The sequence below is a fragment of the Sporosarcina psychrophila genome, from assembly GCF_001590685.1.
Classification (GTDB): Bacteria; Bacillota; Bacilli; order Bacillales_A; family Planococcaceae; genus Sporosarcina; species Sporosarcina psychrophila.
In genome coordinates this window covers 2,881,721-2,907,172 of record NZ_CP014616.1, presented here as the reverse complement: position 1 = coordinate 2,907,172, position 25,452 = coordinate 2,881,721, and the positions used below count along the sequence as shown (strand labels likewise).

General features: G+C 39.7%; 24 protein-coding genes. 23 read left to right on the top strand and 1 reads right to left on the bottom strand.

Going from position 1 to position 25,452, the window contains the following annotated elements; genetic code table 11:
• Positions 1–152: 152 nt before the first annotated feature.
• Positions 153–797 (top strand): alpha/beta family hydrolase, encoded by a 645-nt coding sequence (locus tag AZE41_RS14045; RefSeq protein ID WP_067210606.1) that lies wholly within the window; start codon positions 153–155, stop codon positions 795–797.
• Between the two features lie 547 nt (positions 798–1,344).
• On the opposite strand, the gene AZE41_RS14040 is transcribed toward AZE41_RS14045, so the two are convergent.
• The gene (locus AZE41_RS14040) at positions 1,345–1,869 is read right to left on the bottom strand and encodes a gamma carbonic anhydrase family protein (protein ID WP_067210603.1); all 525 of its coding nucleotides are present in this window, start codon (positions 1,867–1,869) and stop codon (positions 1,345–1,347) included.
• Between the two features lie 87 nt (positions 1,870–1,956).
• On the opposite strand from AZE41_RS14040, the gene AZE41_RS14035 reads away from it, so the two are divergent.
• The 22 genes from AZE41_RS14035 (at position 1,957) to AZE41_RS13935 (ending at position 25,339) form a co-directional block, all read left to right on the top strand.
• Positions 1,957–2,925, top strand: coding sequence for an NAD(P)H-dependent flavin oxidoreductase (locus AZE41_RS14035; protein ID WP_067210601.1), 969 nt, complete (start codon positions 1,957–1,959; stop codon positions 2,923–2,925).
• A gap of 30 nt (positions 2,926–2,955) precedes the next feature.
• Positions 2,956–3,351, top strand: coding sequence for a thioesterase family protein (locus AZE41_RS14030; RefSeq protein WP_067210598.1), 396 nt, complete (start codon positions 2,956–2,958; stop codon positions 3,349–3,351).
• Positions 3,352–3,395: 44 nt separating this feature from the next.
• Complete coding sequence (locus tag AZE41_RS14025; protein ID WP_067213984.1) at positions 3,396–4,541, top strand: Leu/Phe/Val dehydrogenase; 1,146 nt, start codon at positions 3,396–3,398, stop codon at positions 4,539–4,541.
• Positions 4,542–4,556: 15 nt separating this feature from the next.
• Complete coding sequence (pdhA, locus tag AZE41_RS14020; RefSeq protein WP_067210595.1) at positions 4,557–5,612, top strand: pyruvate dehydrogenase (acetyl-transferring) E1 component subunit alpha; 1,056 nt, start codon at positions 4,557–4,559, stop codon at positions 5,610–5,612.
• 3 nt (positions 5,613–5,615) lie between these two features.
• Positions 5,616–6,632 carry an alpha-ketoacid dehydrogenase subunit beta gene (locus tag AZE41_RS14015; RefSeq protein ID WP_197485319.1) on the top strand — a complete coding sequence of 339 codons (1,017 nt, stop codon included), beginning with the start codon at positions 5,616–5,618 and terminating at the stop codon, positions 6,630–6,632.
• Between the two features lie 12 nt (positions 6,633–6,644).
• Positions 6,645–7,865, top strand: a complete 1,221-nt coding sequence (locus AZE41_RS14010) for a dihydrolipoamide acetyltransferase family protein (RefSeq protein WP_067210590.1) — start codon at positions 6,645–6,647, stop codon at positions 7,863–7,865.
• A 1-nt stretch (position 7,866) separates the two neighbouring features.
• Entirely contained in the window at positions 7,867–9,306 is a 1,440-nt protein-coding gene (locus AZE41_RS14005; RefSeq protein WP_067210587.1) for a dihydrolipoyl dehydrogenase family protein, read from the top strand.
• Positions 9,307–9,460: 154 nt separating this feature from the next.
• Positions 9,461–10,444: an ABC transporter substrate-binding protein gene (locus AZE41_RS14000; protein WP_067210586.1), complete on the top strand. Its 984-nt coding sequence runs from the start codon at positions 9,461–9,463 to the stop codon at positions 10,442–10,444.
• 18 nt (positions 10,445–10,462) lie between these two features.
• Positions 10,463–11,512, top strand: a complete 1,050-nt coding sequence (locus AZE41_RS13995) for an ABC transporter permease (protein WP_067210583.1) — start codon at positions 10,463–10,465, stop codon at positions 11,510–11,512.
• Positions 11,490–12,287 carry an ABC transporter ATP-binding protein gene (locus AZE41_RS13990; protein WP_067210581.1) on the top strand — a complete coding sequence of 266 codons (798 nt, stop codon included), beginning with the start codon at positions 11,490–11,492 and terminating at the stop codon, positions 12,285–12,287. Before AZE41_RS13995 ends, AZE41_RS13990 begins: the two co-directional genes overlap by 23 nt.
• Before the next feature lie 39 nt (positions 12,288–12,326).
• A complete protein-coding gene (locus AZE41_RS13985) occupies positions 12,327–13,118 on the top strand; it encodes a fumarylacetoacetate hydrolase family protein (RefSeq protein ID WP_067210579.1) in 792 nt (263 codons plus the stop codon).
• On the top strand, positions 13,115–13,873 hold the full coding sequence (locus tag AZE41_RS13980) for a fumarylacetoacetate hydrolase family protein (RefSeq protein ID WP_067210577.1): 759 nt from the start codon (positions 13,115–13,117) through the stop codon (positions 13,871–13,873). The genes AZE41_RS13985 and AZE41_RS13980 overlap by 4 nt, the downstream gene beginning before the upstream one ends.
• Before the next feature lie 22 nt (positions 13,874–13,895).
• A complete protein-coding gene (locus tag AZE41_RS13975; RefSeq protein ID WP_067210575.1) occupies positions 13,896–14,285 on the top strand; it encodes a 5-carboxymethyl-2-hydroxymuconate Delta-isomerase in 390 nt (129 codons plus the stop codon).
• Between the two features lie 469 nt (positions 14,286–14,754).
• On the top strand, positions 14,755–16,239 hold the full coding sequence (gene hpaB / locus AZE41_RS13970; protein WP_067210573.1) for a 4-hydroxyphenylacetate 3-monooxygenase, oxygenase component: 1,485 nt from the start codon (positions 14,755–14,757) through the stop codon (positions 16,237–16,239).
• A 115-nt stretch (positions 16,240–16,354) separates the two neighbouring features.
• Entirely contained in the window at positions 16,355–16,846 is a 492-nt protein-coding gene (locus tag AZE41_RS13965; RefSeq protein WP_067210571.1) for a flavin reductase family protein, read from the top strand.
• Positions 16,847–16,961: 115 nt separating this feature from the next.
• Positions 16,962–17,885 (top strand): 2,4-dihydroxyhept-2-ene-1,7-dioic acid aldolase, encoded by a 924-nt coding sequence (gene hpaI, locus AZE41_RS13960; protein ID WP_067210568.1) that lies wholly within the window; start codon positions 16,962–16,964, stop codon positions 17,883–17,885.
• 200 nt (positions 17,886–18,085) lie between these two features.
• Positions 18,086–19,597 (top strand): 5-carboxymethyl-2-hydroxymuconate semialdehyde dehydrogenase, encoded by a 1,512-nt coding sequence (gene hpaE, locus AZE41_RS13955; RefSeq protein WP_067213983.1) that lies wholly within the window; start codon positions 18,086–18,088, stop codon positions 19,595–19,597.
• 20 nt (positions 19,598–19,617) lie between these two features.
• Positions 19,618–20,601 (top strand): 3,4-dihydroxyphenylacetate 2,3-dioxygenase, encoded by a 984-nt coding sequence (hpaD, locus tag AZE41_RS13950; protein ID WP_067213982.1) that lies wholly within the window; start codon positions 19,618–19,620, stop codon positions 20,599–20,601.
• A 323-nt stretch (positions 20,602–20,924) separates the two neighbouring features.
• Entirely contained in the window at positions 20,925–21,911 is a 987-nt protein-coding gene (locus tag AZE41_RS13945) for an ABC transporter substrate-binding protein (RefSeq protein ID WP_067210565.1), read from the top strand.
• 904 nt (positions 21,912–22,815) lie between these two features.
• The gene (locus AZE41_RS23475) at positions 22,816–22,941 is read left to right on the top strand and encodes a hypothetical protein (RefSeq protein ID WP_255428448.1); all 126 of its coding nucleotides are present in this window, start codon (positions 22,816–22,818) and stop codon (positions 22,939–22,941) included.
• Positions 22,942–23,044: 103 nt separating this feature from the next.
• Positions 23,045–24,382, top strand: coding sequence for a gluconate:H+ symporter (locus tag AZE41_RS13940; protein ID WP_067210563.1), 1,338 nt, complete (start codon positions 23,045–23,047; stop codon positions 24,380–24,382).
• Positions 24,383–24,547: 165 nt separating this feature from the next.
• Complete coding sequence (locus AZE41_RS13935; protein WP_067210560.1) at positions 24,548–25,339, top strand: VLRF1 family aeRF1-type release factor; 792 nt, start codon at positions 24,548–24,550, stop codon at positions 25,337–25,339.
• The last annotated feature ends 113 nt before the right edge of the window (positions 25,340–25,452 follow it).

Genomic DNA, 25,452 nt, shown 5'->3' with positions numbered 1-25,452 from the left:
GTTTTTGCATTTTCTATGGTGGGGTAGTTCGATTGTTGAAAGGCAGTTGAATTGAATAAAAAAACGCGGACACAAAAGACTAATAAATTGAAATATTTATATATTTAGTTTGGAACAATATGTATAATTGATCAGGAATGGGGGAGATATCAATGTTGAAAACAAATACAGAAAGCGTTAAGGGATATAAAGAAATGAATATTTCTTATACGTTGTTGAGAGCCGAAGAAAACTCGGGAAATTTGACCATCTTTCTTCCGGGTGCAGGATATACCATTCGGAGTCCTCTGTTTCATTACTCAACAGATATATTTTTAAATAAAGGCTTTGATGTATTGCAAGTTAATTATCAATACAATGATAAAGTCTATGCAGAATTTAGTATGGAAGAATTAAGCGAAGCAATTAAATACGATGTGAGAACAGTAATTGATACTGTTTTAAAGGAAACTTCGTATGAAAACTTTTATATAATCGGCAAATCTCTTGGAACAATTGCTATGAGCTCAGAGTTAAGGAGGGATATCTTCGAAGAAGCTAAAGCAGTATGGTTAACTCCGTTGATTCAAAGGGATGATGTTTTCGATGCAATGGTTAGCAGTACTAATAGTGGGTTATGTTTCATCGGAGATAATGATCATTGTTATACCGAGGAAAGGTTTAATCAATTGGCAAACAACCCAAAAATAGTTGCGAGACTCATTCCTAATGTCAATCATAGCTTGGAATATGAAAATAACACAGTCGAATCAATTGAGGTTTTAAAAAGTGTAATAGATGACATTAATAATTTTTAAAAGCATAGCTAATTGTTATGCTAATTTGTTGTAAATTTGCAGTCGTCGGAGCAACCTATCCATCTGATGCAAAAAAGGTCAGAGAATTGTTACCACATTCCATATTTTTAGTTTCTGGGCTGAGGTACAAGGTGGTAATGCTGAAGATTAAGCCGAATTCTATGATGAAAAAGGGCTAGGGTCTAAAAGTGCGGACTGCCAGAGAAAGTGTCAAGCGAATTAAGAACCACCAGTTTCTAAGCCGGTGATATTGAAATGCATCCAAAACGTTGAACCTGAATAGTTCAGCGTTTTTTTGTCGTATACAAATAAGTGTCACTCTAGAATAAACTTTTCTTTCGATTTTACTGCAACTTACACTATGAAGGATAATAGCGTGTCTATAGGTGAACCAATTAGTTAATGTATTCCTCGCTAATCCGTTTAGATATCGAAACATTGGTTTATCAACATAAGGAAGGAGCTACAAACCATTGTGGTTTGTAGCCCCATGTAATATTCAATATAAGAGTTCCTCTAGAGAGAAAATCTTATATAGGAAACTCAATTATTTTTCTTCGTTTTTAAAAATCTCCCGATAGTCATAGCCTTTTTGAACATATGAATCGATCGATAATTGAATGATCTCGAAGTCTTTGTCGTTCAATTCCCTTACTACTTTTCCTGGAGAACCGACAACCAATGAACGAGGGGGGATTTTCTTGCCTGGTGGGATTAATGTGTTGGCGCCAATAATACATTCTTCACCAATTTCTGCGTGGTCAAGAATTGTAGAACCCATTCCAATAATCGATCGCTTTCCGACTTTGCAGCCATGCAGGATAACGTTATGCCCAACGGTAACTTCATCTTCTATAATGACTGGAGCATCTTCATATAAGTGAATTGTTGAATTATCCTGGATACTGCATTTATTACCGATTGTAATCGGCCCTTCATCTCCCCGCAAGACCGTGTTAAACCAAATAGTAGATTCTGCCCCAACTTGAACTTCTCCAATAATTTTTGCACCCGGAGCGACGAAAACCGAAGGATCAAGAACAGGGCTTTTTCCTTTAAATGTGATTAACAAAACTATTCCCCCTCAAATTAGTTTACTAATCTTAATTATCTTTTAACTCTTCTTAGCATAACATAATTGCACAGGGGTGGAAGAAAAATGATATACGTTTGTAAAGTGCTTCAAATCACTCTTCCAATTATACAAGGTGGAATGGGGAATATCAGTAACGCAAAACTGACAGCGGCTGTTTCAGAGGCAGGGGGACTCGGCACAATTGGATGCGGAACAATGACTCCAGATGAAGTAGAAAAAATAATAGTTGAAACGAAAAAACTGACAAACAAGAATTTCGCAATCAACATCGCAATCAGTATTTCACCATACGTAACAGAGCTGATTAATCTTGTCATTAAACATAATATATCAGTTGTTTCGCTATCAGCAGGAAATCCAGTACCTTATATTCCCCTACTACATGAACAAGGCGTGACAGTCATTGCGCTTGTAGCCTCAGTAAAACACGCACTTAAAGCTGAGGAAGCGGGGGCAGATATTCTCGTGGCAGAAGGGTTTGAAGCAGCTGGCGTCAACTCTAACTTGGAACTGACGACATTTACGCTACTACCTCAAATAGTGAAGAATGTTAACGTGCCGGTAATTGCTGCGGGGGGAATCGGTGACGGTAAAGGTTTGGCAGCTGCGCTGACGTTAGGGGCGAGTGGTGTGCAAATGGGTACCCGTTTAATAGCGACAAAGGAAGCTCCATTTCATGACACGTACAAGCACAACCTTGTGAATGCAAGTGATACCGAAACGTTACTTATTGGACGCAGTGTAGGGCGGCTGAGACGGATATTAAAAACGCCATACGCAATGAAACTAAAAGACTTAGAAAAAGCAGGAATGACATTGGAACAATATAGTGAAATGACTTCGGAACAACAACATGTCTTGGGTGCGATCGACGGCGATATGGAAAATGGTTTTGTCAATAGCGGCCAAATTGCAGGATTAATTGAAAACATCCCGACTGTGAAGATTCTACTTGATAGCATGATGGAAGAAGCAGAAAATCAACTGAATAAATCGATAGAAGAAATTAAGGACATAAGGAAAAATGAGTAATTTAAACTATAACTTAAGTAGGGATAGCGGATGAAGTGTGGGTTAAACATTGGTAGAGAAGAGACGATCGAAATAATTGTGACAGAGGATATGTTTGCTTCTTTTGAGGGGAAAGTTGTACATCCCGTCTATTCAACAGTAGCAATGACATATCATATGGAGTGGGTTTCTCGAAAAATTATTCTTCCATTTTTGGAAGAGCATGAAGAGGGAATGGGTGCATCAGTCCAACTAAAGCATCTTGCTGCGTCTCCACTTGGATCTAGAGTAACCTTGACAGCCAATTTAATCGAGTTTCGTGACAATAGGGTTGTGACAAAAGTCACTGCAGAAAATCATTTAGGGCTTATCGGAAAAGGTGAAGTGATGCAAGTTATATTGTTAAAGGAAAAAATTGCGGAAAAGCTGAATGAAGCTTCATCCTGAAAAAAGAGGTTTTCATGACCAATCTTAAAGGGGAGAATCGAGTAATGCTAGCTGAAAGAACGTCAATGACAAAGGAATTTGAACTCTTCGATCGAATGAGTGAGCATGAGCAAGTCGTTTTTTGTAATGACTCTTCAACAGGTTTGCGTGCGATTATTGCAATTCATGACACAACGCTTGGACCAGCACTCGGCGGATGTCGCATGCAACCTTATAGCAGTGTGGAAGAAGCGTTAGAAGATGTTCTTCGCCTTTCAAAAGGAATGACCTATAAATGTGCGGCAGCCGATGTCGATTTCGGGGGTGGGAAAGCAGTTATTATCGGTGATCCGAAAACAGATAAATCACCGGAATTATTTCGTGCGTTCGGTCAATTTGTGAATTCACTGGGCGGCCGTTTTTATACGGGAACGGATATGGGAACGACGATGGATGATTTCGTTCACGCAATGAAAGAAACCAATTTCGTCAATGGTCTCCCTGAGGTATATGGGGGCGGCGGAGACTCATCAATTCCAACAGCTGCAGGTGTTTTGTACGGTATAAAAGCGACCAATCAGATGCTCTATGGAAATGACGATTTAGGCCAACATATATACGCGATTCAAGGTCTTGGAAAAGTTGGATTCAAAGTTGCAAGTGGATTGCTTGAAGCAGGAGCTCGCATTTTCGTAACGGATATTAATGAAGAGAGTCTGCGGGCAATTGAAGAAGTTGCAACAAAAACTACTGGTAACGTACAAATTGTTGCAAATGAAGCTATTTATTCGCAGGAAGCGGATATATTTGTTCCGTGTGCATTTGGTGGAATTATTAACGACGCTACAATTCCTCAGTTTAAAGTAAGAGCGATTGTAGGTTCGGCTAATAATCAGTTATTAGATGATAGACACGGTAAATTATTGCGAGATAAAGGGATATTATATGCACCGGATTATATCGTCAATTCTGGTGGGCTTATTCAAGTGGCAGATGAATTGTATGGCATTAACCATGAGCGGGTACTTGTGAAAACGAAACATATATACGATGCAATTTTGGAAGTTTACGAGGAAGCTGCGAATAGTGGAAAAACAACAGAGGAATCCGCTAATGCAATGTGCGAGAAAAGAATAGCGGATCGAGGAAGAAGGAATAGCTATTACACAGCACCAGCTAAACCAAAGCGGTCGTTTCGCAATCATTCCTGATTGGAGGCAAGTTAAGTGGAACATAACTATCCTATAAAAAGAATAGTAGATAATAAAGGCTTTCTTGTTGATACAAGCTTTGAAAAGCAGATAGATGAGCAATTGGTAAAAAATTTGTACTATCACATGTTACGAGTTCGTACATTTGATAGAAAAGCAATTAATTTGCAACGACAGGGACGTCTAGGTACTTATGCGCCTTTTGAAGGACAGGAAGCTGCTCAAGTTGGTAGCGCACTCGCACTAAATGCCGACGACTGGGTGTTCCCGACGTATCGTGATCATGGTGCGACGATAACGTTCGGGAAAAGTATGGCCAGAACATTTTTGTACTGGAATGGGAGAGTAGAAGGTTGTGTAGCTCCAACTGATAGAAATATTTTCCCGCCAGCTGTTCCAATTGCGACTCAACTCCCCCATGCCGCAGGCGCTGCATGGGCTGAAAAAAGAAGGGGAACACAAAATGTTGCAATTGCCTATTTCGGCGACGGTGCGACCTCGGAAGGGGATTTTCATGAAGGATTGAATTTTGCAAGCGTATTCAAAGTACCAGTCGTCTTTTTTAATCAAAATAATGGGTATGCGATTTCGGTTCCGATTGAAAAACAGATGAATTCTGCAACAATCGCACAAAAATCAGTTGCCTATGGTATGCCAGGGTATCGAATTGATGGTAATGATTGTTTTGCAGTTTATTTTGAAACGAAAAAGGCCTTTGACTATGCCCGGTGTGGAAATGGCCCGACATTAATAGAAGCGGTTACTTGGCGAAAAGGAGCTCATACGACTGCTGATGATCCGTCTAAATATCGTCCTGAAAAACAAGGAGAGAATTTTGTTGACCCTCTTATCCGATTAGAATTATTCATGAAGAATTACGGCTACTGGAATGATGAGTGGATCCAAGCGACTAAAGAAGAAACGACTAGTGAAGTTGAAGCAGCAGTAGAAGAAATGGAAAAGTTCCCGCCGCCGAATGTAGCTGACGTTTTCGATCATGTATACGCTGAAATGCCAGCACAACTCGCTGAACAAAAAGAAGCGTACCTTGCACATTTAGGGAGGCAATAATTGATGACACAACTGAAAGAGTCGGATTCAAAAAACGAAACGACAAAACAAATGACACTAATCCAAGCGATTAATGATGGCATGCGTTTGATGCTAGACGACGATGATCGAACCATCATACTCGGTGAAGATATCGGTAAAAACGGTGGAGTGTTCCGTGCGACAGAAGGACTTCAGGAGCAGTTTGGGGATGACCGGGTAGTCGATACTCCGCTTTCAGAGGCAGGAATTATTGGCACATCAATAGGTCTTGCAGTTAACGGTTTTCGACCGGTTGCAGAAATCCAATTCCTTGGTTTTATCTATCCTGCGTACGAACAGATTATGACACATGTTTCAAGGATTAGAATGCGGTCGATGTCTCGTTTTACTGTGCCTATAGTCATTCGAGCACCATACGGGGCAGGAATTCGTGCGCCCGAAATACATTCTGATAGTACAGAAATTTTATTCACACATATGCCTGGCATCAAGGTAGTCTGTCCGTCTAATCCATACGATGCTAAAGGGTTATTGATTGCGGCGATGGAAGATCCTGACCCTGTTCTAGTTTTGGAGCCTATGAAAAACTACCGTTCGAAGAGAGAAGAAGTACCTGTTGGAAAGTATACTGTGGAAATTGGTAAAGGGAAGATCGTGCGTAAAGGTTCGGATGTCACACTTATTGCTTGGGGAGCTATGATTTCAATCGCAGAAAAAGCCGCCGAACTGGCCGGGAAAAAGGGGATTAGTTGCGAAATTATCGATCTGCGAACATTGTATCCAATCGATCGGGACATCATTACTCAATCTGTGCAGAAGACAACGAGAGCGGTCATCATTCATGAGGCGCATAATACCGGAGGGCTCGGCAATGATATTGTTTCGATTATAAACGATACCGCTTTCCTTTATCTACGAGCTCCAATTGAACGCGTGACGGGATTCGACGTACCGGTTCCATTCTTTACATTAGAAGAACATTATCTTCCAACTACGGCACGTGTCGTTGAAGGAATAGAAAAAGTGCTTCATTTTTAAGGAGGAAATGGAATGCTCGAAGTAAAGTTACATGATGTCGGGGAAGGAATGACCGAAGGGGAAGTGCTCCATTATTTAGTCAAAGTTGGGGATTCGGTTATGACAGATCAACCGCTTGTTGAGGTACAAACAGACAAAATGGTCGCTGAACTTACTTCACCCTGCTCAGGTATTGTGAAAGAAATACGTATTGAAGCAGGGGAAATCGTTCAGGTCGGAACAAGTCTACTTTATATTGAAATTGATGAAGCTGTTCGAGCTGTACAAAAATCATACGTAGAAACGAAGTCAATTGCTGAGGAGCAAGCAATCCCGACAATTAAACTAGAAGAGAAATCCCCTCATATGCCTTTTAATCGAATACTAGCTGCACCATACACACGCAAGATTGCACGGGATAACAATATAAATATTGATGATGTCCATGCTAGTGATCCCTCTGGAAGAATAAGCGAAGAAGATGTTTTACGATTCTTAAAAGGACAACAAACCGACATGGAATCAAAGAAGGAAAGTGAGCAGGTAGAGGTCGACCAAGAGGTTCCTGATGAAATTCCTTTTAGAGGAATTCGAAGAAAAATCGCAGAAAAGATGACGAAATCACTCTTTACAATTCCGCATGTTACTCATTTTGACGAGGTCAATATGACGAACTTATTTAAAATGAGAGAGCAATTGAAAGCTGATGGTGAATCAGTTAGTGTATCAGCATTTCTTATAAAGGCACTCGTTATTTCGTTGAAGGATTTCCCGATATTCAATGCTGAACTTGATGAAGAAAATAGCCGGATACTACTCAAGAAAAACTATCATATCGGTATCGCAACAAATACCGATAGCGGTCTAATTGTACCTGTTTTACATGATGTTGATAAACAATCCATCAAAGAGATTAATGCAAATGTCAGAAGTTTGACAGCAAAAGCAATCGCCGGCAAATTACAGCCGTTTGAAATGAAAAACAGCACATTTACGGTGAGTAACGTTGGGCCCCTGGGTGGTATGGGTGCCACACCAATTATCAACTACCCTGAAACAGCTCTAATTGCTTTCCACAAAACGAAAAAACAACCGATTGTCAATGAGCATGATGAAATTGTTATAGGTCATATCATGACACTGTCAATGGCGTTTGACCATCGTGTTGCTGATGGTGCGACAGCCATTGCATTCACGAATCGTTTTGCAAGCCTAATTGAACAGCCTCACAAGCTGATGATGGAGATGATTTAAAATGGTTGTTGGAGAAATCAGTCAGGAAAGAAATCTCATTATCATTGGAGGGGGACCGGGCGGCTACTCTGCTGCTATACGTGGTGCGCAGCTTGGTCTCTCAGTGACGTTAATTGAACAGGCAGAATTGGGCGGTGTTTGTCTGAATGAAGGATGCATTCCATCTAAAATATTTACACATGCAGCAGGTATGCGCTCAGATATAGCCCATTTTCAAGAACTTGGAATTGGGAATATGGAAAAAATAATTGATATCAAAAAGCTGGTTTCCTATAAAGACAAAGTTATCAAACAGCTCAGGTCTGGCGTAGAAAGTCTATGTAATGAAAACAAAATTGAAATAATCCGAGGCAAAGTTACTTTCCTCGCAGTAGACAAAATCGGTGTAGAAAATGGCCATCAATTTGATATCTTTGAATTTGAGCAAGTTATTATCGCAACAGGAAGTTCCCCAACTATGCCGCCAACAATTCAAGAAAAAGGGGAAAGGATTTTATTGCCTCATGAACTATTTAAACTGGAAGAGATACCTAAGCATCTTATTGTTAGAGGTCAAGATACCATTGCACTCGAAGCAGCTTCAAGTTTTGCAGCATTAGGAGCGCAAGTAAGTATTGTAATTGACGATCAAGCAGGTTTTCCATTTGACGAATCTATTAATAAGGAATTAAATCGTTTATTTAAAAAACGTAAAATGAAAGTCTATAAAGAAATTGAATTCATATCAACACATGAAACGGAAGACGGAATTACGCTAACATTTCAAACGGATAAAAACGTAGAAGAGACAATTAGCGGATCATATCTATTCGTTTCTGGAACTAGGAGACCCAATTTGGAGGCTCTCGGCATAAGCCGCTTCGGAATTGTACAAACAGCCGAGGGTTTCATAAAAGTAGATGGAAATATGCAATCATCGATACCTTCTATATATGCAATTGGTGATGTAACAGAAGGTCCCCTATCGGCTGTGAAAGCAATTAAACAAGGAAAAGCTGCCGTAGCATCAATTGCAGGAGAACAAACTGAAGTCAATCTGACATTTATGCCGGTTGTGGCACATACAATTCCACCAATCGTTTCTGTAGGGCTTACAGAACAAAGTGCGCGCGATTTTGGATTGGCTATTCGTGTCAGTCAATTTGCACTTGGTGGCAATGGCTATGCAACAATCACTGGTAAAAAGGATGGGTTTATTAAAGTTATTTCTGATGCAACAACTGAAATCATTCAAGGCATTCACATGATTGGTGAAGGGGCCGTTGAAATGTCAGGTTCGTTTGTGCAGTTGCTTGAAATGGCTGCGAAAGAAGAAGATATTAAATTCCCACACTATGCACATCCAGGGTTCAATGAAGGACTACTTGAAGCGGTAGAGGGGCTAATCGGACAAGCGATTCATGCTGCGCCGATAAAAAGAAAAGACATGTTGACGATCTAACGCATCTAAAAAGGAGTAAAGGAAATAAAAATCTCATTCAACCCGTTTTGGCGCTTAGTTCATCAATTCAACTAGGCAAACCAAACGCATCACACACTGATTCCTAGGATTCAAATAAATAGTAAATATACTAGCATAAAAAGGGGGAATTGTAATGAAGAGCGGTTCGAAAAAAATGTTGGTATTTATTTTTAGTGCTGTCTTACTACTTGCAGCATGTGGGAATAGCGGGGAAGTTAAGGATAAGAAAACATCTTCGAAGAAATATAAAATAGGTGTCAGTCAAATTGTTGAACATCCATCCCTCAATGCAGCTTATGACGGCTTTAAAAAGGCTTTAGAAGATGCAGGGATTGATGTGGAATATGATGTTCAAATTGCTCAAGGCGATAACAGTGTAAACACAACGATAGCGACAAATCTTGTCAGCGCAGATGTCGATCTAATATTTGCGAACTCAACTCCTAGTGCTCAGGCAGCAGCTAGTGCTACAACGGAAATTCCAATCATTTTCACATCGGTAACAGATGCGGTTGGGGCGGAACTCGTTGACTCAATGGAAAGCCCTGGAGGCAACGTTACAGGAACAATTGATGCGCATCCTGATGCAATTACCAATACAATGAAGTTCCTTAAAGAAGAATTGGATGCAAAAAATGTAGGAATGGTGTTTAACTCTGGAGAGCAAAACTCTCGTGCTCAAGTAGATGCAGTTAAAGAAATGCTGAAAGATATGGATATGACTGTTGTCGAAGCGTCTGTTGCTACATCCGCAGATGTGAAACAAGCGACTGAATCGTTGCTTGGCAAAGTAGATTCTATGTACATCATCACAGATAACACGGTTGTTTCGGCGCTTGAATCTGTAATTTCAGTCGCCAATGACAATAAAATTCCGATGATGGTTGGCGAATTCGACTCTGTAAAACGAGGCGGCTTAGCAGCATATGGATTTGAATACTTTGACATCGGTTATGAAGCAGGACAAATGGCTGTGAAAATCTTAAAAGGTGAAAGTAAACCAGCTGACTTACCAGTTCAAATTCCACAAAAGTTGAAATTGATTATGAATAAAGACACCGCATCTACTCTAGGACTCGACATTAAAGACGAATGGAAAGCTGAATTTAGTGAATAGATAGGAGGGTGATTCTACATGTTTTCAGCTGTATTTGGCTCTGTAGAGCAAGGAATCATCTATGCAATTATGGCACTTGGCGTGTATATTTCATTCCGAGTTTTGGATTTTCCAGACTTAACGGTTGACGGAAGTTTTGTTACAGGAGCTGGAGTTGCCGCCACGATGATTATCTTCGGATACCATCCGGTGGCGGCTACAGCAGTAGCTATTGTTATCGGTTTTCTTGCAGGATGTGTAACCGGCCTTCTGCACACCAAAGGGAAAATCAATGCACTTCTATCTGGAATATTAATGATGATTGCCTTGTATTCGATAAATTTACGGATAATGGGACTGACATCTGAGAATTCGATTGGTCGTCCGAATATCCCATTGCTAAATGCTGAAACTTTGTTTGTTCAGTTCAAAACATTTTGGAGCCCTTTAGGTATCGACACTGCGATTAGCAATTTTTTCAGCATGCTGGGATTCCAACATTTGCCTTCAACCTGGGGTACATTGTTCATCATGATTATTATCGTTTTGCTAATCAAATTTGTCGTCGATTGGTTTTTGAAAACCGAAGTCGGGCTTGCGATAAGGGCTACTGGTGATAATAAGAAAATGATTCGTAGTTTATCAGCTAATACAGACACACTCGTTATTGTAGGTCTTGGCTTTTCAAATGCACTCGTTGCCTTTTCGGGAGCATTGATCGCTCAGTATTCAAAGTTTGCTGACATCGGAATGGGAATCGGAATGATTATCATCGGGCTAGCTTCCGTTATTATTGGTGAAGCAATTTTCGGTACGAAAACGATTATGCGAACGACGTTTGCTGTAATTGCAGGAGCCATTATTTATAGAATTGTACTTGGACTTGCACTTAGAGTGGACTTTCTCGATACGGGTGATATGAAATTAATTACAGCAGTTATTGTAATTGGTGCGTTGATATTACCGCAGTTCTTTGAAAAAAAGCGAGAAAAAAGCAGGAAAGCTAAACGCCATGCTGAGAGGCTAATAGAGCATGAACAGTTGCTGATGAGGGAGGGAAATCCCGTTGCTAAAGCTCAGTCAGATTAATAAATTATTTAATGAAGCAACACCTGATGAAAAAGTAGCTTTGGATCAAATTAATCTAACATTAAATCCAGGAGATTTTATGACTGTGATTGGAAGCAACGGTGCCGGTAAATCGACGATGTTAAATATGATTTCAGGTGCTCTTTCTCCTGATTTTGGTGTTATTGAAATTGCTTCTAATGATGTTACAAAAATGCCTGAATACAAGCGCTCACAAATGATTGGAAGGGTATTTCAAGATCCAATGGCGGGGACAGCTCCTACAATGACGATTGAGGAAAACCTCGCAATGGCCTATTCACGAAACAAAAAACGTGTATTAAAAAAGGCTGTTGATAAGAAACGGCGTGAATTATTCCGCGTATCTCTTGAAGCCCTTCATTTAAACCTTGAAAACCGATTGAATGCAAAAGTAGGAATGCTTTCTGGTGGGGAGAGGCAAGCACTTTCACTGTTGATGGCTACCTTTACACAACCATCTATTTTGCTACTTGATGAACACACTGCTGCACTAGATCCAGCACGAGCCGAATTAATTACAAAATTAACAAAGCAACTTGTTGAAAAAGATCAGCTCACAACGCTGATGATCACTCATAATATGCAGCAAGCACTCGACCTAGGGAACAGGCTTATTATGATGGATAAAGGGCAAATCATTTTGGAAATAGAGGCCGATGAGAAGAGGAAATTAACCATTCCTAAACTGATGGATGAATTCCAACGCATTCGCGGTGAAAAGTTAACGAGCGATAAAGCATTGTTATCAGTATAGTAATTTGTTTTCTTTGTTTGTTGCAAAGGAGTGGAATGGATGAGTAGAGCAAGGATTAAAGTGTTTGGGGAAAATGAATTAGTTTCAGTCGATGTGAATATAGTTACGAGTACAATCACGATAGAGGACTGCGCGGTAAATGCTAATGAAATACAACTCGACATCCCGATAACAGGAACGGTTTTTGGTACACTGCTGAACTATAAAGGGGCACTTGAAAGACTTGCTGATGCTGTAAATGACAAACCATATAGTGCACCACCAATTGCCCCAGTTCTTTATATTAAACCGGCAAATACTTTCAACCGTTACGGTGCAGAAATCCCTATGCCGGCTGGGCTTTCAAGGCTGGAAATGGGTGCGGCCCTCGGATTGGTCATAGGAAAGCAAGCCGTTGCTGTGGATGAAGAAAATGCGCTGGCTTATGTGGCGGGCTATACGATTATCAATGATGTCAGCGTGCCACATGATAGCGTATACCGTCCAGCTGTCCGGTACAAAGCACGTGATGGATTTTGTCCTATCGGGCCATGGATTATCGACCGTCAAGAAGTGGATAACCCAGATGATTTAACTATCCGTGTATTCATCAATGATGAACTTCAACAGGAAAATTCAACATCAAATTTGATTCGTTCGGTCTCTCGGTTACTCGCCGATGTAACCGAGTTCATGACGTTAAATCCAGGAGATGTGTTACTCGTAGGGGTCCCCGAAGAAGCACCGCAAGCCAAGATAGGCGATAAAGTTCGAATCGAAATAGCGGGTATTGGCAGTTTAGAAAATTTCATAGTTGACGAAAAAGAATCCAAATGGAGGGGGACGATATGAAAAAAGCACGAATAGCATATGGGGGTGCCATCCATGAAGCAATTGAATGGGAAGGGCAACTCAAATTAAATGATGGTCGACTAGTAGAGGAGAGCAAAGTAACTTGGCTTACGCCGATAGAGCCACGTACGGTATTTGCGTTAGGGCTTAACTATGCGGATCATGCAGCAGAACTTGCATTTGCCGCTCCATCTGAACCACTTGTCTTTTTAAAAGGACCGAATACATTTATCGGGCACCAAGCATATACTCGTCGTCCCTCAGACGTTACTTATATGCACTATGAGTGTGAATTGGCCGTCATCATCGGTGATACTGCTCGAAACGTCAAAAAAGAAGACGCCTATAACTATGTTAAAGGCTATAGTGTCGCTAATGATTATGCGATTAGAGATTATTTGGAAAATTATTACCGTCCCAACTTGCGCGTGAAGAATCGTGATACTGGGACACCATTCGGTCCGTGGATTGTTGAGGCGGCAGATGTTGCGGACCCAATGAATTTAAAATTGACGACGCATGTCAATAACAAACTCGTACAAGAAGGAACTACAGCGGATATGATCTTCGATATTCCCACGCTTATTGAGTACTTAAGTAGTTTCATGACATTGAGTGAAAATGACGTCATTCTTACAGGAACTCCTAAAGGTTCTGTCAATACTGCCGTCGGAGATGTTGTCGTCACGGAAGTTGAGGGAATCGGACGGTTAGTAAATACCATTATCGGAGATGAATCTTTCATCTATCGATAGTGTAAAGAGGAGAAGAATCTGCTTGCCACATTTTATTGTAGAGTACACGGACAATATTAAAGATGAAGCGAATATTGCAAAGCTATTTGAAGAGATTCATAAAGTCTTGATTGCACGAGATTCGATTTTTCCGATAGGGGGAATCCGCTCAAGAGCGATTGAATTAAAGGAGTATTGGGTGGCAGATGGTGCTGAGGATGACGCTTTTGTCCATGCCAAGTTGAAAATAGGGGCTGGACGCTCAGAAGAAATAATAAAAGAAGTTTGTGATGCGCTATTTGAAGTCATGAAAGAACATTTCTCGCAAGTAATGTCCAAGCGCTATTTAGCATTGTCAATGGAAGTAATCGAATTTAGTGAAGCGGGTACTTATAAACAAAATAATATTCATGCTAGATTTAAAAAGAAGTGAGAGATGACTATATAGTCGGCACTTAACAAATAGACTGTTCTTCCAACACCGCTTTGTCGCTCCTTCGCTAGAATTGTTCGTTATACGGGTGACCACCTAGTTAATTCTAAATAAGTAGTGCCGAATATATATATGGACTGCACATCTGAATTTTTTATGTCCTTACGCTCTTGGAGATTGTTTGGTGTGGCCTTTTCTACTCAGTGTGCAGTGTCAGTAACTGGAAAAATACATTTTTCTTCATTGTACTAGTAATTTCCTTACCTATGTAAATTTAGCGTAGGCGCCTTAAAGGGGTAGCCGAAGCCCTAAGACTGGCGGCGAAGCTGCTTGGCTTAGGGCGAGAGGCATCCCCAAGCGCCGCAGCGGATTCAACGGAATTCTATATTTAAATCTAAATAGTATGAACTGTTAAATGTCGCTTGTCATATTGAAATTTCACTTTATCCAAAAATAAGGAGGAAATAGAATGGGCGCACGAACGGGGAAAGAATATATTGAAGGTATTAAAGAACGGAACACGGAAGTATGGATACATGGTGAGAAAGTAAACGACGTTACCATACATCCAGCATTTAAAAATGTGGTGGAGAGCGTTGCAGGTCTTTATGATTTACAACATGAGAAGCCTGAAAAAATGCTTTATACATCACCGACATCTGGGAAAAAAGTTGGACTTTCTTTTATCGCTCCTAAAACGAAAGAAGATTTGTTCAAAAGACGTGAAATGCATACGGAGTGGGCAACTTTTTCCGGCGGCATGATGGGACGTTCCCCAGACTATCTGAACACTAGCATTATGGCATTCGGTACAGCCAGTCAATTCTTTGCGCAGGAAGGTGGTGGTAGTGATCAATTCGCCAAAAATGCAGCAAATTACTATGAATATGCACGTGAAAATGACATTAGTTTAACACACACATTAATTCATCCACAGGTAAACAGGTCGATGCTAACGCAAGCAGAGCAAAAAGATCCATTTCTCTCCGCACGTATTACGAAAAAGACTTCAGACGGAATTATTGTGAACGGTTGTCGTCTCTTGGCAACATTAGGCGGTATCACTGATGAGCTCGTCGTATTTCCTTCCACTATAAACAGAACGCCAGGTACTACAGATGACCCCTTCGCATTTGCATTTGCGATCCCAAATAATACAAAAGGTTTAAAATTCCTATCCCGTGAATCATTCGACTATGGTAAAAGCAAATGGGATCATCCATTAGGTGCTAGGTTTGATGAGAGTGATGCAATCATTTCATTTGAAGATGTATTTGTTCCATGGGAAAGAGTTTTTGTAAGTGAAAGTACAGATATATGTAATCGTACGTATACCGAGACAAATGCGGTTATACATATGACGCATCAAGTGATTGCAAAAAACGTTGTCAAAACAGAGTTCATCCTTGGTGTTGTCATCAGTATGATGGAAGCAATCGGTATTGATAAATTCATGCATGTTAAAGAAAAAGTGAGTGAAATCATGGTTATTTTAGAAGTGATGCGTTCCCACTTATTCAAATCGGAGCACAATGCAAAAATCGATCAATACGGTAATATGACGCCGGACTTTGAACCACTAAATGCAGCACGTAATTGGTTCCCGAAAATGTATCAGCGTATGAATGAAATTATTAAAATTCTAGGCGCTTCCGGATTAATGGCGCTTCCAACTGAAGCAGACTTTAGCAATACGGATGTTGGACCGTTAGTTCATCGATATACACAAGGTGCGAACATTAACGGCGAAGAAAAAGTACAGCTATTCCGTTTAGCATGGGATATTTCTATTAGTGCGTTCGGTAACCGACAAGCTCTCTATGAATATTATTTCTTTGGAGATCCAGTGAGAATGTCGAATGCCTATTATGATGGATTTGATAAGCAACCTTATAAAGACATGGTTACAAACTTTTTAAATAAAACTAAAAAAGAAGCTGGAATAGTATTTTGAATAGAAAAACGTATGGCCGCCTAAAGCTTAGACACTGTACCATGTCGAATAACTTATACTTTCTTATCTCGAAATAATTAAACAGGTGAATTGAAAGTGGAAAGGAGAATATATTATGCAGCAAGTAGATCACGAGATTGATGATCGTTTATTCAGAAATGCTATGGGCAGTTTTGCAACGGGTGTGACGGTTATTACAACGGAAGTTGCTGAAGAGGTACATGGCATGACAGCGAATGCTTTTATGTCCATATCTCTCAAACCGAAGCTGGTGGCAATTAGTATTGGAGAAAATGCAAGAATGCATCAGCATATCAAAGATGCTAATCAATTCGCGATTAACATATTATCATCTGACCAACAAAATGTGTCAAAACAATTTTCGGGTCAGCTTAATGGAGAATCTGAAATTACATTTGCCACCTATAAAGGATTGCCAATTCTAGAAGATGCGTTAGCCGTTGTTACATGCAAACTGTATAGCGAATACGTAGTAGGAGATCATACGGTTTTTATTGGTCATGTTACTGGCGTTAAACTTGAACAAAAAGAACCATTACTATTTAGTCAAGGAAAGTACCGTGAACTAAAAGAACTCGAAGAATAATGAGTGTGCCAGTTTACCTTATTCGTGGTGTGAAAGAGAGTCGAGTAGGCGAGCTATACAGCTGGAATACTTTTCTTGAAACAGATATTTAATAACTTTGAAGGAGTGGATTCTTTTGATATACGATGAAGCCAAAAAGAAGTTAAGAGGTTCAATTTGCCCTGTAGTAACACCTTTTACTGACAGTGGTGCAATCGATGAAAAAGCATTTGTTGAGTTGATTAATTGGCAAATTGACAGTGGAAGTCATGGGATTTCTGTTACAGGAACGAGTGGTGAACCAAGTTCTTTAACAATTGCTGAAAGAAAAAGAGTTATGGAATTAGCAAAAGAAACAATTGCTGGACGTGTATTTTTTGCACCTGGTACAGGGTCTACCAATCATGATGAAACAATGGAGTTAACGAAATATGCAGAAGAACTAGGTGCAGATGCTGTAATGGTTATTGTGCCTTACTACAATAGACCGAACCAGGAAGCACTTTATCAGCACTTTAAAACGGTTGCTGATTCAGTTACAACGCCAATCATTATTTACAATATCCCAGGTCGATCCGCCGTCAATATGGAAGTTAGCACGATGAAACGCTTAGTTGAGGACTGTCCCAACATTATTGGTGTAAAAGAAGCAAACAAAGACTTTGAACATGTAAATCGTGTACTTCTAAATTGTGGAAGAGACTTCCTATTATTCTCAGGAATCGAACTGCTTTGCTATCCAATGCTGGCAATTGGCGGGGCTGGATTTATTAGTGCCACATCAAATGTTGAGCCAACTAAAGTAGCCGAACTTTACAATGCTTGGGTTGCTGGAGACGTTGCGAGAGCACAAGATCTTCACTTCGAATTAATGCCATTAAATGATGCACTCTTCAAAGATACCAATCCAGCCCCCGTTAAAGTAGCACTTGGTATGATGGGGAAAATTACGCCGAAGCTTCGCTTACCTCTAGGATTACCAACAGCTGCAATCCAACAAGAAGTTCGTGAATCACTAATTGAACTTGCTATTTTACCTAAGGAAGTTACTGCAAACTGACTAAAAAAATAATATATATGTTGAACAAATGAATGCCTATATAAACTGAGTGAAGGCGCATTACAAGGGGGATCAAAGGAAGGCAGTCTAAGTTCGCAACGTCATGTCGCAACGACTGCATGACCTGCATCCTGCAGGCCAAAGCGAATTAGATGGGATTCCTTATTTCAACATATATAAGAAGGAAATAGGTGATAAGTATGGTGTCAACCCATGGGGTAGTTTCTTATAAACATGAAACACAACAGAATATTTCACTCTATATAAATGGAGAGTTCACTCCCGCTTTAAGTGGGACGACGATCAAAAATATGAATCCGTTTACTAATGAACAAATCAATGAAGTTGCTGAAGGACAATCTGATGATATTAATAAAGCAGTGGCAGCTGCGCGGGAAGCCTTTGATCATGGTCCATGGAAAACGATGAAGCTAAAAAAAAGAATGGCCTATATTTATCGAATTGCAGATTTGATTGACGAAGATATAGAGAAAATCGCTTATTTGGAATCACTTGATACGGGACTTCCAATTAGTCAAACTCGAAATATGGTAAGCCGTGCTTCAGAAAACTTTCGGTTTTATGCACGTATGGTAGAAAGCCGTCTTGTTGGAGATGCCTATCAAGTAGATGATGAATTTATCAACTACACGATTCATGCGCCTGTAGGAGTTGCAGGATTAATCACGCCATGGAATGCCCCCTTCATGTTGGAGACATGGAAAGTTGCACCAGCACTTGCGACAGGAAATACAGTTGTTTTAAAACCAGCAGAACTTTCGCCACTTTCGGCAAATCTATTGGCTGAAGTGATTCATAAAGCGGATCTTCCAAAAGGTGTTTTCAACGTTGTTCATGGCTACGGCGAGACAGCGGGGGATGCGCTAGTCAAGCATCCTGATGTCCAGCTTATTTCATTTACTGGCGAAACAACGACGGGTACAACAATCATAAAAAATAGTGCCGATACACTGAAAAGTTGCTCGATGGAACTTGGTGGGAAATCACCAATTATCGTCTTTGAAGATGCTGATTTCGATCGTGCTTTAGATGCTTGTGTCTGGGGAATATACTCTTTTAACGGTGAACGATGTACGGCGAACTCACGCTTATTTGTGCAAGAAGAGATTAAAGACAAATTTATCGACGCTTTAAAGATACGTGTTGCGAATATTAAAGTTGGTGACCCCCTCGACGCATATACGGAGGTGGGACCACTAATCGATAAAGGGCATTATAATAAGGTCAAAAGCTATTTGGAAATTGCAAAAGAAGAAGGTAACGAAGTGATTAATGGAGATATCCCAATTGAATTAGCTAAAGGAAACTTTGTGGCACCGACACTTATACTAAATGCTGAAAATCATATGCGCGTTGCACAAGAAGAAATTTTTGGTCCAGTACTAACCGTGATGACATTTAAAGATGAAGAAGAAGTCATTAGGTTGGCAAACAGTATTGAATACGGACTTGCGGGTTATGTTTGGACGAACGATATTAAACGAGGTCACCGTGTTGCGCAAAAAGTTGAAGCAGGAATGCTTTGGGTGAATGCTCAGAACGTTCGTGACTTAAGAACACCCTTTGGAGGTTCGAAATCTTCTGGTATCGGTCGTGAAGGTGGCCATTACGGCTTCAATTTTTATACTGAACAGAAAATTATTCATGTTTCAATTGCTGATCATCGTATTCAGCAGTTCGGGAAAAAATAGTGGAAGGTATGGTGAACACGATGGATTTTTCAATCATACGGATCGCGAGAACGGTTCTTCATGTAGTAGATTTGCAGGCGTCTCGTAAGTTCTATGTTGAGGGATTAGGCATGATTGAAACAGAAAGTGATGAAAATCATATTTACTTAAGAGGTTTAGAAGAACATTCGCATCACAGTTTACTATTGAAAAAAGCAGACAAAGCCGTTGTTGAGGTACTTAGTTACAAAGTGGAAAAAGAACAGGATCTCGATGAAATTGAAAAGCTTTTCATCTCACTGGGTCTGAAAACAAAATGGGTAGCGAAAGGGGTACAACATGCAATTGGAAGAACCCTTCGAGTGCATGATATCTCAGGAATTCCATTAGAGTTTTTTGCAGAAATGACTATCGTTGACCGGATGTTGCAGCGTTATGATCTTTATCGAGGAGCGAAAATTCAAAGGATTGACCACGTAAACTGTGCAGTACCAGATGTTCAAAAAGCCTTTGATTTTTATGTTGATCACTTAGGATTCTCGTGTTCAGAGTATACGGATACTGAGGATGGGGACTTGTGGGCAGCATGGCTTTATCGAAAGCCGACTGTTCATGATCAAGCATTCATGAGCAGTCCTGGACCAAAATTGCATCACTTTGCTTACTCATTAACAGATCGACTTAGCGTGCTCGATTGTTGTGATATTTTAGCGAGTATGGGCTATGCAGATTCAATTGAACGGGGACCCGGCCGCCATGGATTATCCAATGCCTTCTTCCTCTATTTAAGAGATCCAGATGGCCACCGCATTGAACTTTATACGGGCGATTATTTAACAAGCGACCCAGATTTAAAGCCGAAACGCTGGGATTTAAATGATCCACTTCGCCAAACATTCTGGGGTCACAAAGCACCGGATTGTTGGTTTAATGAAACAAGTACGTTCATTGATATTGAAACGGGTGAAGAAATAGAGTGTCAAGAACCATTATTAGCACAAAGACAACCAAAAATTATGGCTTAAGTACTGAACTAACCTATAGAACAATATGAAACACCTACGAAAATGTACCTGTTAACTTTTTCGTGGGTGTTTTTTGTATTGGAATGAACTAGCGATTACGATACGTTAAGAAGATCTCCAAATTAAATTATAGCTTCACTTGGAACCAATTTTGACATGCGGGGAACTGTCCAATGCAAATAAATCTAATGTAAGCGCTTAAATATTCTTAATGTTTGGAACCTTATTGACTATCAATCACAGGCAGTGTAGCATTATGAAAAATTAACTTTTAGAATCAAATTTTTACAAAATATGCAGGTTTGATTAAAGGGGGAAAAAGAATGAAGATTTATTTGAAGAAAATGGTGTTTGTCATTTTTGGTGCTGCATTACTACTTGCGGCATGTGGAGAAGGAGAGAAAAAAGAGTCGAGTGCTAATGGGGACACAAAGAAATATAAAATAGGTGTCACGCAAATTGTAGAACATCCCTCATTGAATGCCGCTTATGATGGCTTTAAAAAGGCATTGGAAGATGCAGGGCTTGACGTGGAATATGTAGTTCAGAATGCACAAAATGACAATAGTGCTAACACAACGATTGCTACAAATCTTGTTAATTCGGGTGTAGACTTAATCTTTGCAAATTCGACACCCAGTGCACAAGCTGTAGCAAGTGCGACTCAAGAAATTCCAATCGTTTTCACATCAGTTACAGATGCTGTTGGTGCTGAATTAGTAGAGTCATTGGAAAGTCCGGGAGGTAATGTAACGGGCACGATTGATTTACATCCTGATGTCATTCCTCAAACATTGAAGTTCCTACAAGAACAATTAGGTGCGAAAAATGTAGGCATTATTTATAACGCGGGGGAGCAAAATGCACGCGTTCAAGTGGATAAGATTCATGAAGTAGTAAAAGATATGGATTTGACTATTGTTGAAGCACCTGTTGCCACATCAGCGGATGTAAAACAAGCGGTCGACTCATTGATTGGTAAAGTCGATTCTTTGTATATCATTAAAGATAACACGGTTGTTTCGGCGCTTGAAACTGTCACTTCAGTTGCGTTCGACAATAAACTACCCATGATGGTCGGGGAACTAGACTCCGTAAAACGAGGCGGTTTAGCAGCATACGGCTTTAGTTATCATGATCTCGGTTATGAAACAGGCCAAATGGCTGTGAAGATTTTAAAAGGAGAAAGCAAGCCCTCTGAATTACCCGTTCAAGTTCCGAAAAAATTAAAATTTGTTGTTAATGAAGATACTGCATCTAAAATCGGTCTTGAGATTAAAGAAGAGTGGAAAGCTGAACTTAGTGAATAGATAGTTGGTTATTTTTCATATTTTCAGTTGTTATTTAGTTCTAGGTTCAAATTTGCTTATTAGCGATATAAAATGAAGCCGATTGCATATAGTGCAATCGGTTTTATTTTGTAGAAAAAACGGCGGATAATTTAATAACAGCAGGGTGCTTTAAGAAGTCTCACTATAATTCTCTTACCTTTAAAATATAGTGATTTCTTAAATTGAAAGGCCATTCTAAAATAATACTAGGCAGTATTGATCCAGTTCTAGGGAAATTCCTATTAAGTAAAAAGCGTCTCGAAGCTAGATGTTGGAAGGAAAAAAGAGGGGAATCACGAAGAGGAAATAGGCTATTCAGAATTAATGATTGATTTTGAATGCGATTTCACTATATAATTAGAATACTAAATCGGTTTACTAAACCGATTTATTGAAAAAATATTTAAAAATAGGACATTTACTATCGGAAAGGGGAGATTATGTTGCCATATATTTATTTGGTGTTTTTACGATAGGCGAAGCACTAAATACGTTTAATCCTTCTAGGGTGGGAGCCTTACGCTTTTTATGTCAAATTTATCACGAATTCGAATGTGTTATTTTAAATTTTTCTCGTAGCAAAAGTATCGACATGGGCGATGTGCGTTTTGTAGAAGGTTACCCCAGAACTTTCGCTGATAAAGAAATTCGTGAAGAGGGTCCCGGCAAGATATTTTCACTATCATTACAAAATCTCAAATCTTATTTTGGAACCAGAGGATAGTAAAGTAGGAATGTTTGAAGAAAATAATGTTGTTCATTGGCATATGGATTTTCGTAACAATATTTTGGTTAAATGAAAATGTTATTGAAAGCGTATACATTGAGTGGGGAATTTGAAATTAAGCAGTAAACTATCCCAAATCATAACTAAAGAGGACAAATGAAGATATCGAAATACTCGCTTCTTACTCAACTCACAGAAACTAAAGAAGTTGCCGTTATCCGGGAAAATGATGCAGAAGAAATTATCCAATCGACAAAAACTGCTAATGAAGGCGGCTTTTAAGCTAACCTATACAGCTCCAGATATACAATCATTGCGTAAATAGAATACGAATAATTAAAAAATATACATATTGGGGAAGAAAATAGGCTTGGGGGAAATGAATATGGAATGGATTATAAATTATTTGCCTATTATTTGGGTAGCTCTTGGAGTAGCTTTACTACTTTATTTGAACATTGTTGTAAAACTAAACAGTGTACTTGCTCTTTTGATCGTCGCGATACTGGTAGGTATATTAAATGGTTTAACACTAGATGCAGTTGTCCTGTCGATCAAAACAGGTTTTGGCGGCACGCTTGGAAGTTTGGCAATCATTATCGGAATGGGTGCTGTACTTGGTAAATTGATGGTTGACTCCGGGGCTGCTCAACGCGTAGCTTCTACCTTATTAAACAAATTTGGAGTGAAAAACGTTGAGTGGGCAATATTAATTGTTGGAGCAATTTTCGGTATTTCGGTTTTTTACGAAGTTGCTTTCATCATTTTGGCTCCACTAGTAATTAGTATTGCTGTAGAAGCAAAAATTCCTTATTTACGTTTAGGGATTACTATGGTTGCATCCGCGACAATGGCGCATAGTATATTCCCTCCACAACCGGGTCCAACTGCACTTGTTCAGGCATACGGTGCGGACATGGGTATGGTATATATATTGGGATTGGTTGTTGTCATCCCATCTGTTATTGCCGCGGGTATTATTTTACCTAGAATGCTACGTAATTTAGATCGTCCTGTGCCACCATTGTTGAAAAAGTCGAAAGAATTCACAGAAGATGAAATGCCTGGTTTTGCAATCAGTATAATTGTTCCATTGTTGCCAGCAATCATTATAACAACAGCTACCGTGATGGATCTATTTATTGAAAAAGGAACGATGTTCTACCAAATTATTAATTTCCTTGGCAGTGCCGAAATTAGTATGTTACTTGCGGTATTAGTTGCCATTTACGTATTCGGTACACGAAGAGGTCGAACAATGCCGGAAATCATGACTTCTTTTTCCGGGGCAATCGAGGGTATTGCGATGATTGTATTCATTGTTGGTGCCGGTGGTGCATTCAAACAAATCATTTTAGATACAGGAATTGGTGACTTTATCGCTGGAATGATGGAAAATACAAGTGTATCTCCGTTAATTATGGCATGGGTCATCACGGCAATGCTTCGTATTGCAACAGGGACAGGCGTTGTTTCTGCGATAACCGCTGCTGGAATCGTAGGTCCGCTTATTCATACGTTTGATGTGAATCCTGTATTAATGGTTTTAGCAACAGCCGCAGGAAGTAACACGATTACTCATGTAAATGACGCATCGTTTTGGTTGTTTAAAGAGTACTTCAACTTATCCATTAAAGACACATTCAAAACATGGGGCCTTCTTTTATTCACGAACTCGATTGTTGGTCTTGGTGTTGTATTACTACTTAGCTTATTTATTTAATGAAATGAAAAGCTGTCTTCAAAGTCCATGTGCAGAGGATTTTGAAAACAGCTTTTTCTAATCCATTATTAACTTGTAAATGTAAGTGTACTCACAATTCGTTTTAGACTAAGCACGTGAGGGTATGCTAATAGTGAATCGAAAATTAAGGAGGTTAATGTAATTATGTCATTAAGCAAAGAACTTAAAACCTTAAAAGACTTTCACTGTGATGACCGTTGTGTATTGAGTGTCTATTTAAACACTAATCCCGGTGATCCTGATCAACTAAACGGGGCATGGAGAATTCATTTGAAGAGTGGATTGAAGCGGATTGACGAGTATATTAAAGCTTCCAAAGATGAAAAGGAATTGAAAAATTTTACTGAACTTAGAAAGAAAGTTCAAACAGAAGTCGAGGATAATAAGAATGATCTAAGCAAAGGTGTTGTGATTTTTGCATCATTAGAGCCGGAATTATGGGCAGTTCACTATGTTCAAGTCCCAGTGAAAACAAGCTTCCACTGGGAAAACCACCCAGTCACTGAAGAGATGGAATATATGTACAAAGCATATCCGGAAGCGGGGATTATCTTGCCGAGCTTTGGGGAAGTACGCATTTTAGATACAGCAATGGGGGCCGTTATTGATGAAGCCACCTATGTATTCGACGCGAATTTGGAAGGATGGGGAAAAAGTCAGAAAAAAGATCCTAACGAAACACTAACCGGGGCTACTCGTGACGACGCCTTAGAACCACGTTTGAGAGAAAACCTTCAGCGGTTCTATAAAGGAATGGGTGAAATTGTTGGGAAATTGAAAAAGGAACGCGGCTGGCAAGAAATACATGTGTCGGGTGAAGCTGATTTAGCGAACGCTTTCGCCGAAACATTGCGTGAAAAACCAGCAAGCTGCATTTATAAAAACTTGAATAACAGTAAACCGAGTGATGTGCTTCACCAAGTCTTTGAAAAGTAGATAAGCGAAATTGGAAAAACGAACGGCTCTTTTTTAAAAAGAGCCGTTCGTTTTTTTGTGCTTTCTACTTTGAATTAATGTCATGGTTAGAACATACCGCCCGCTAGACGAAT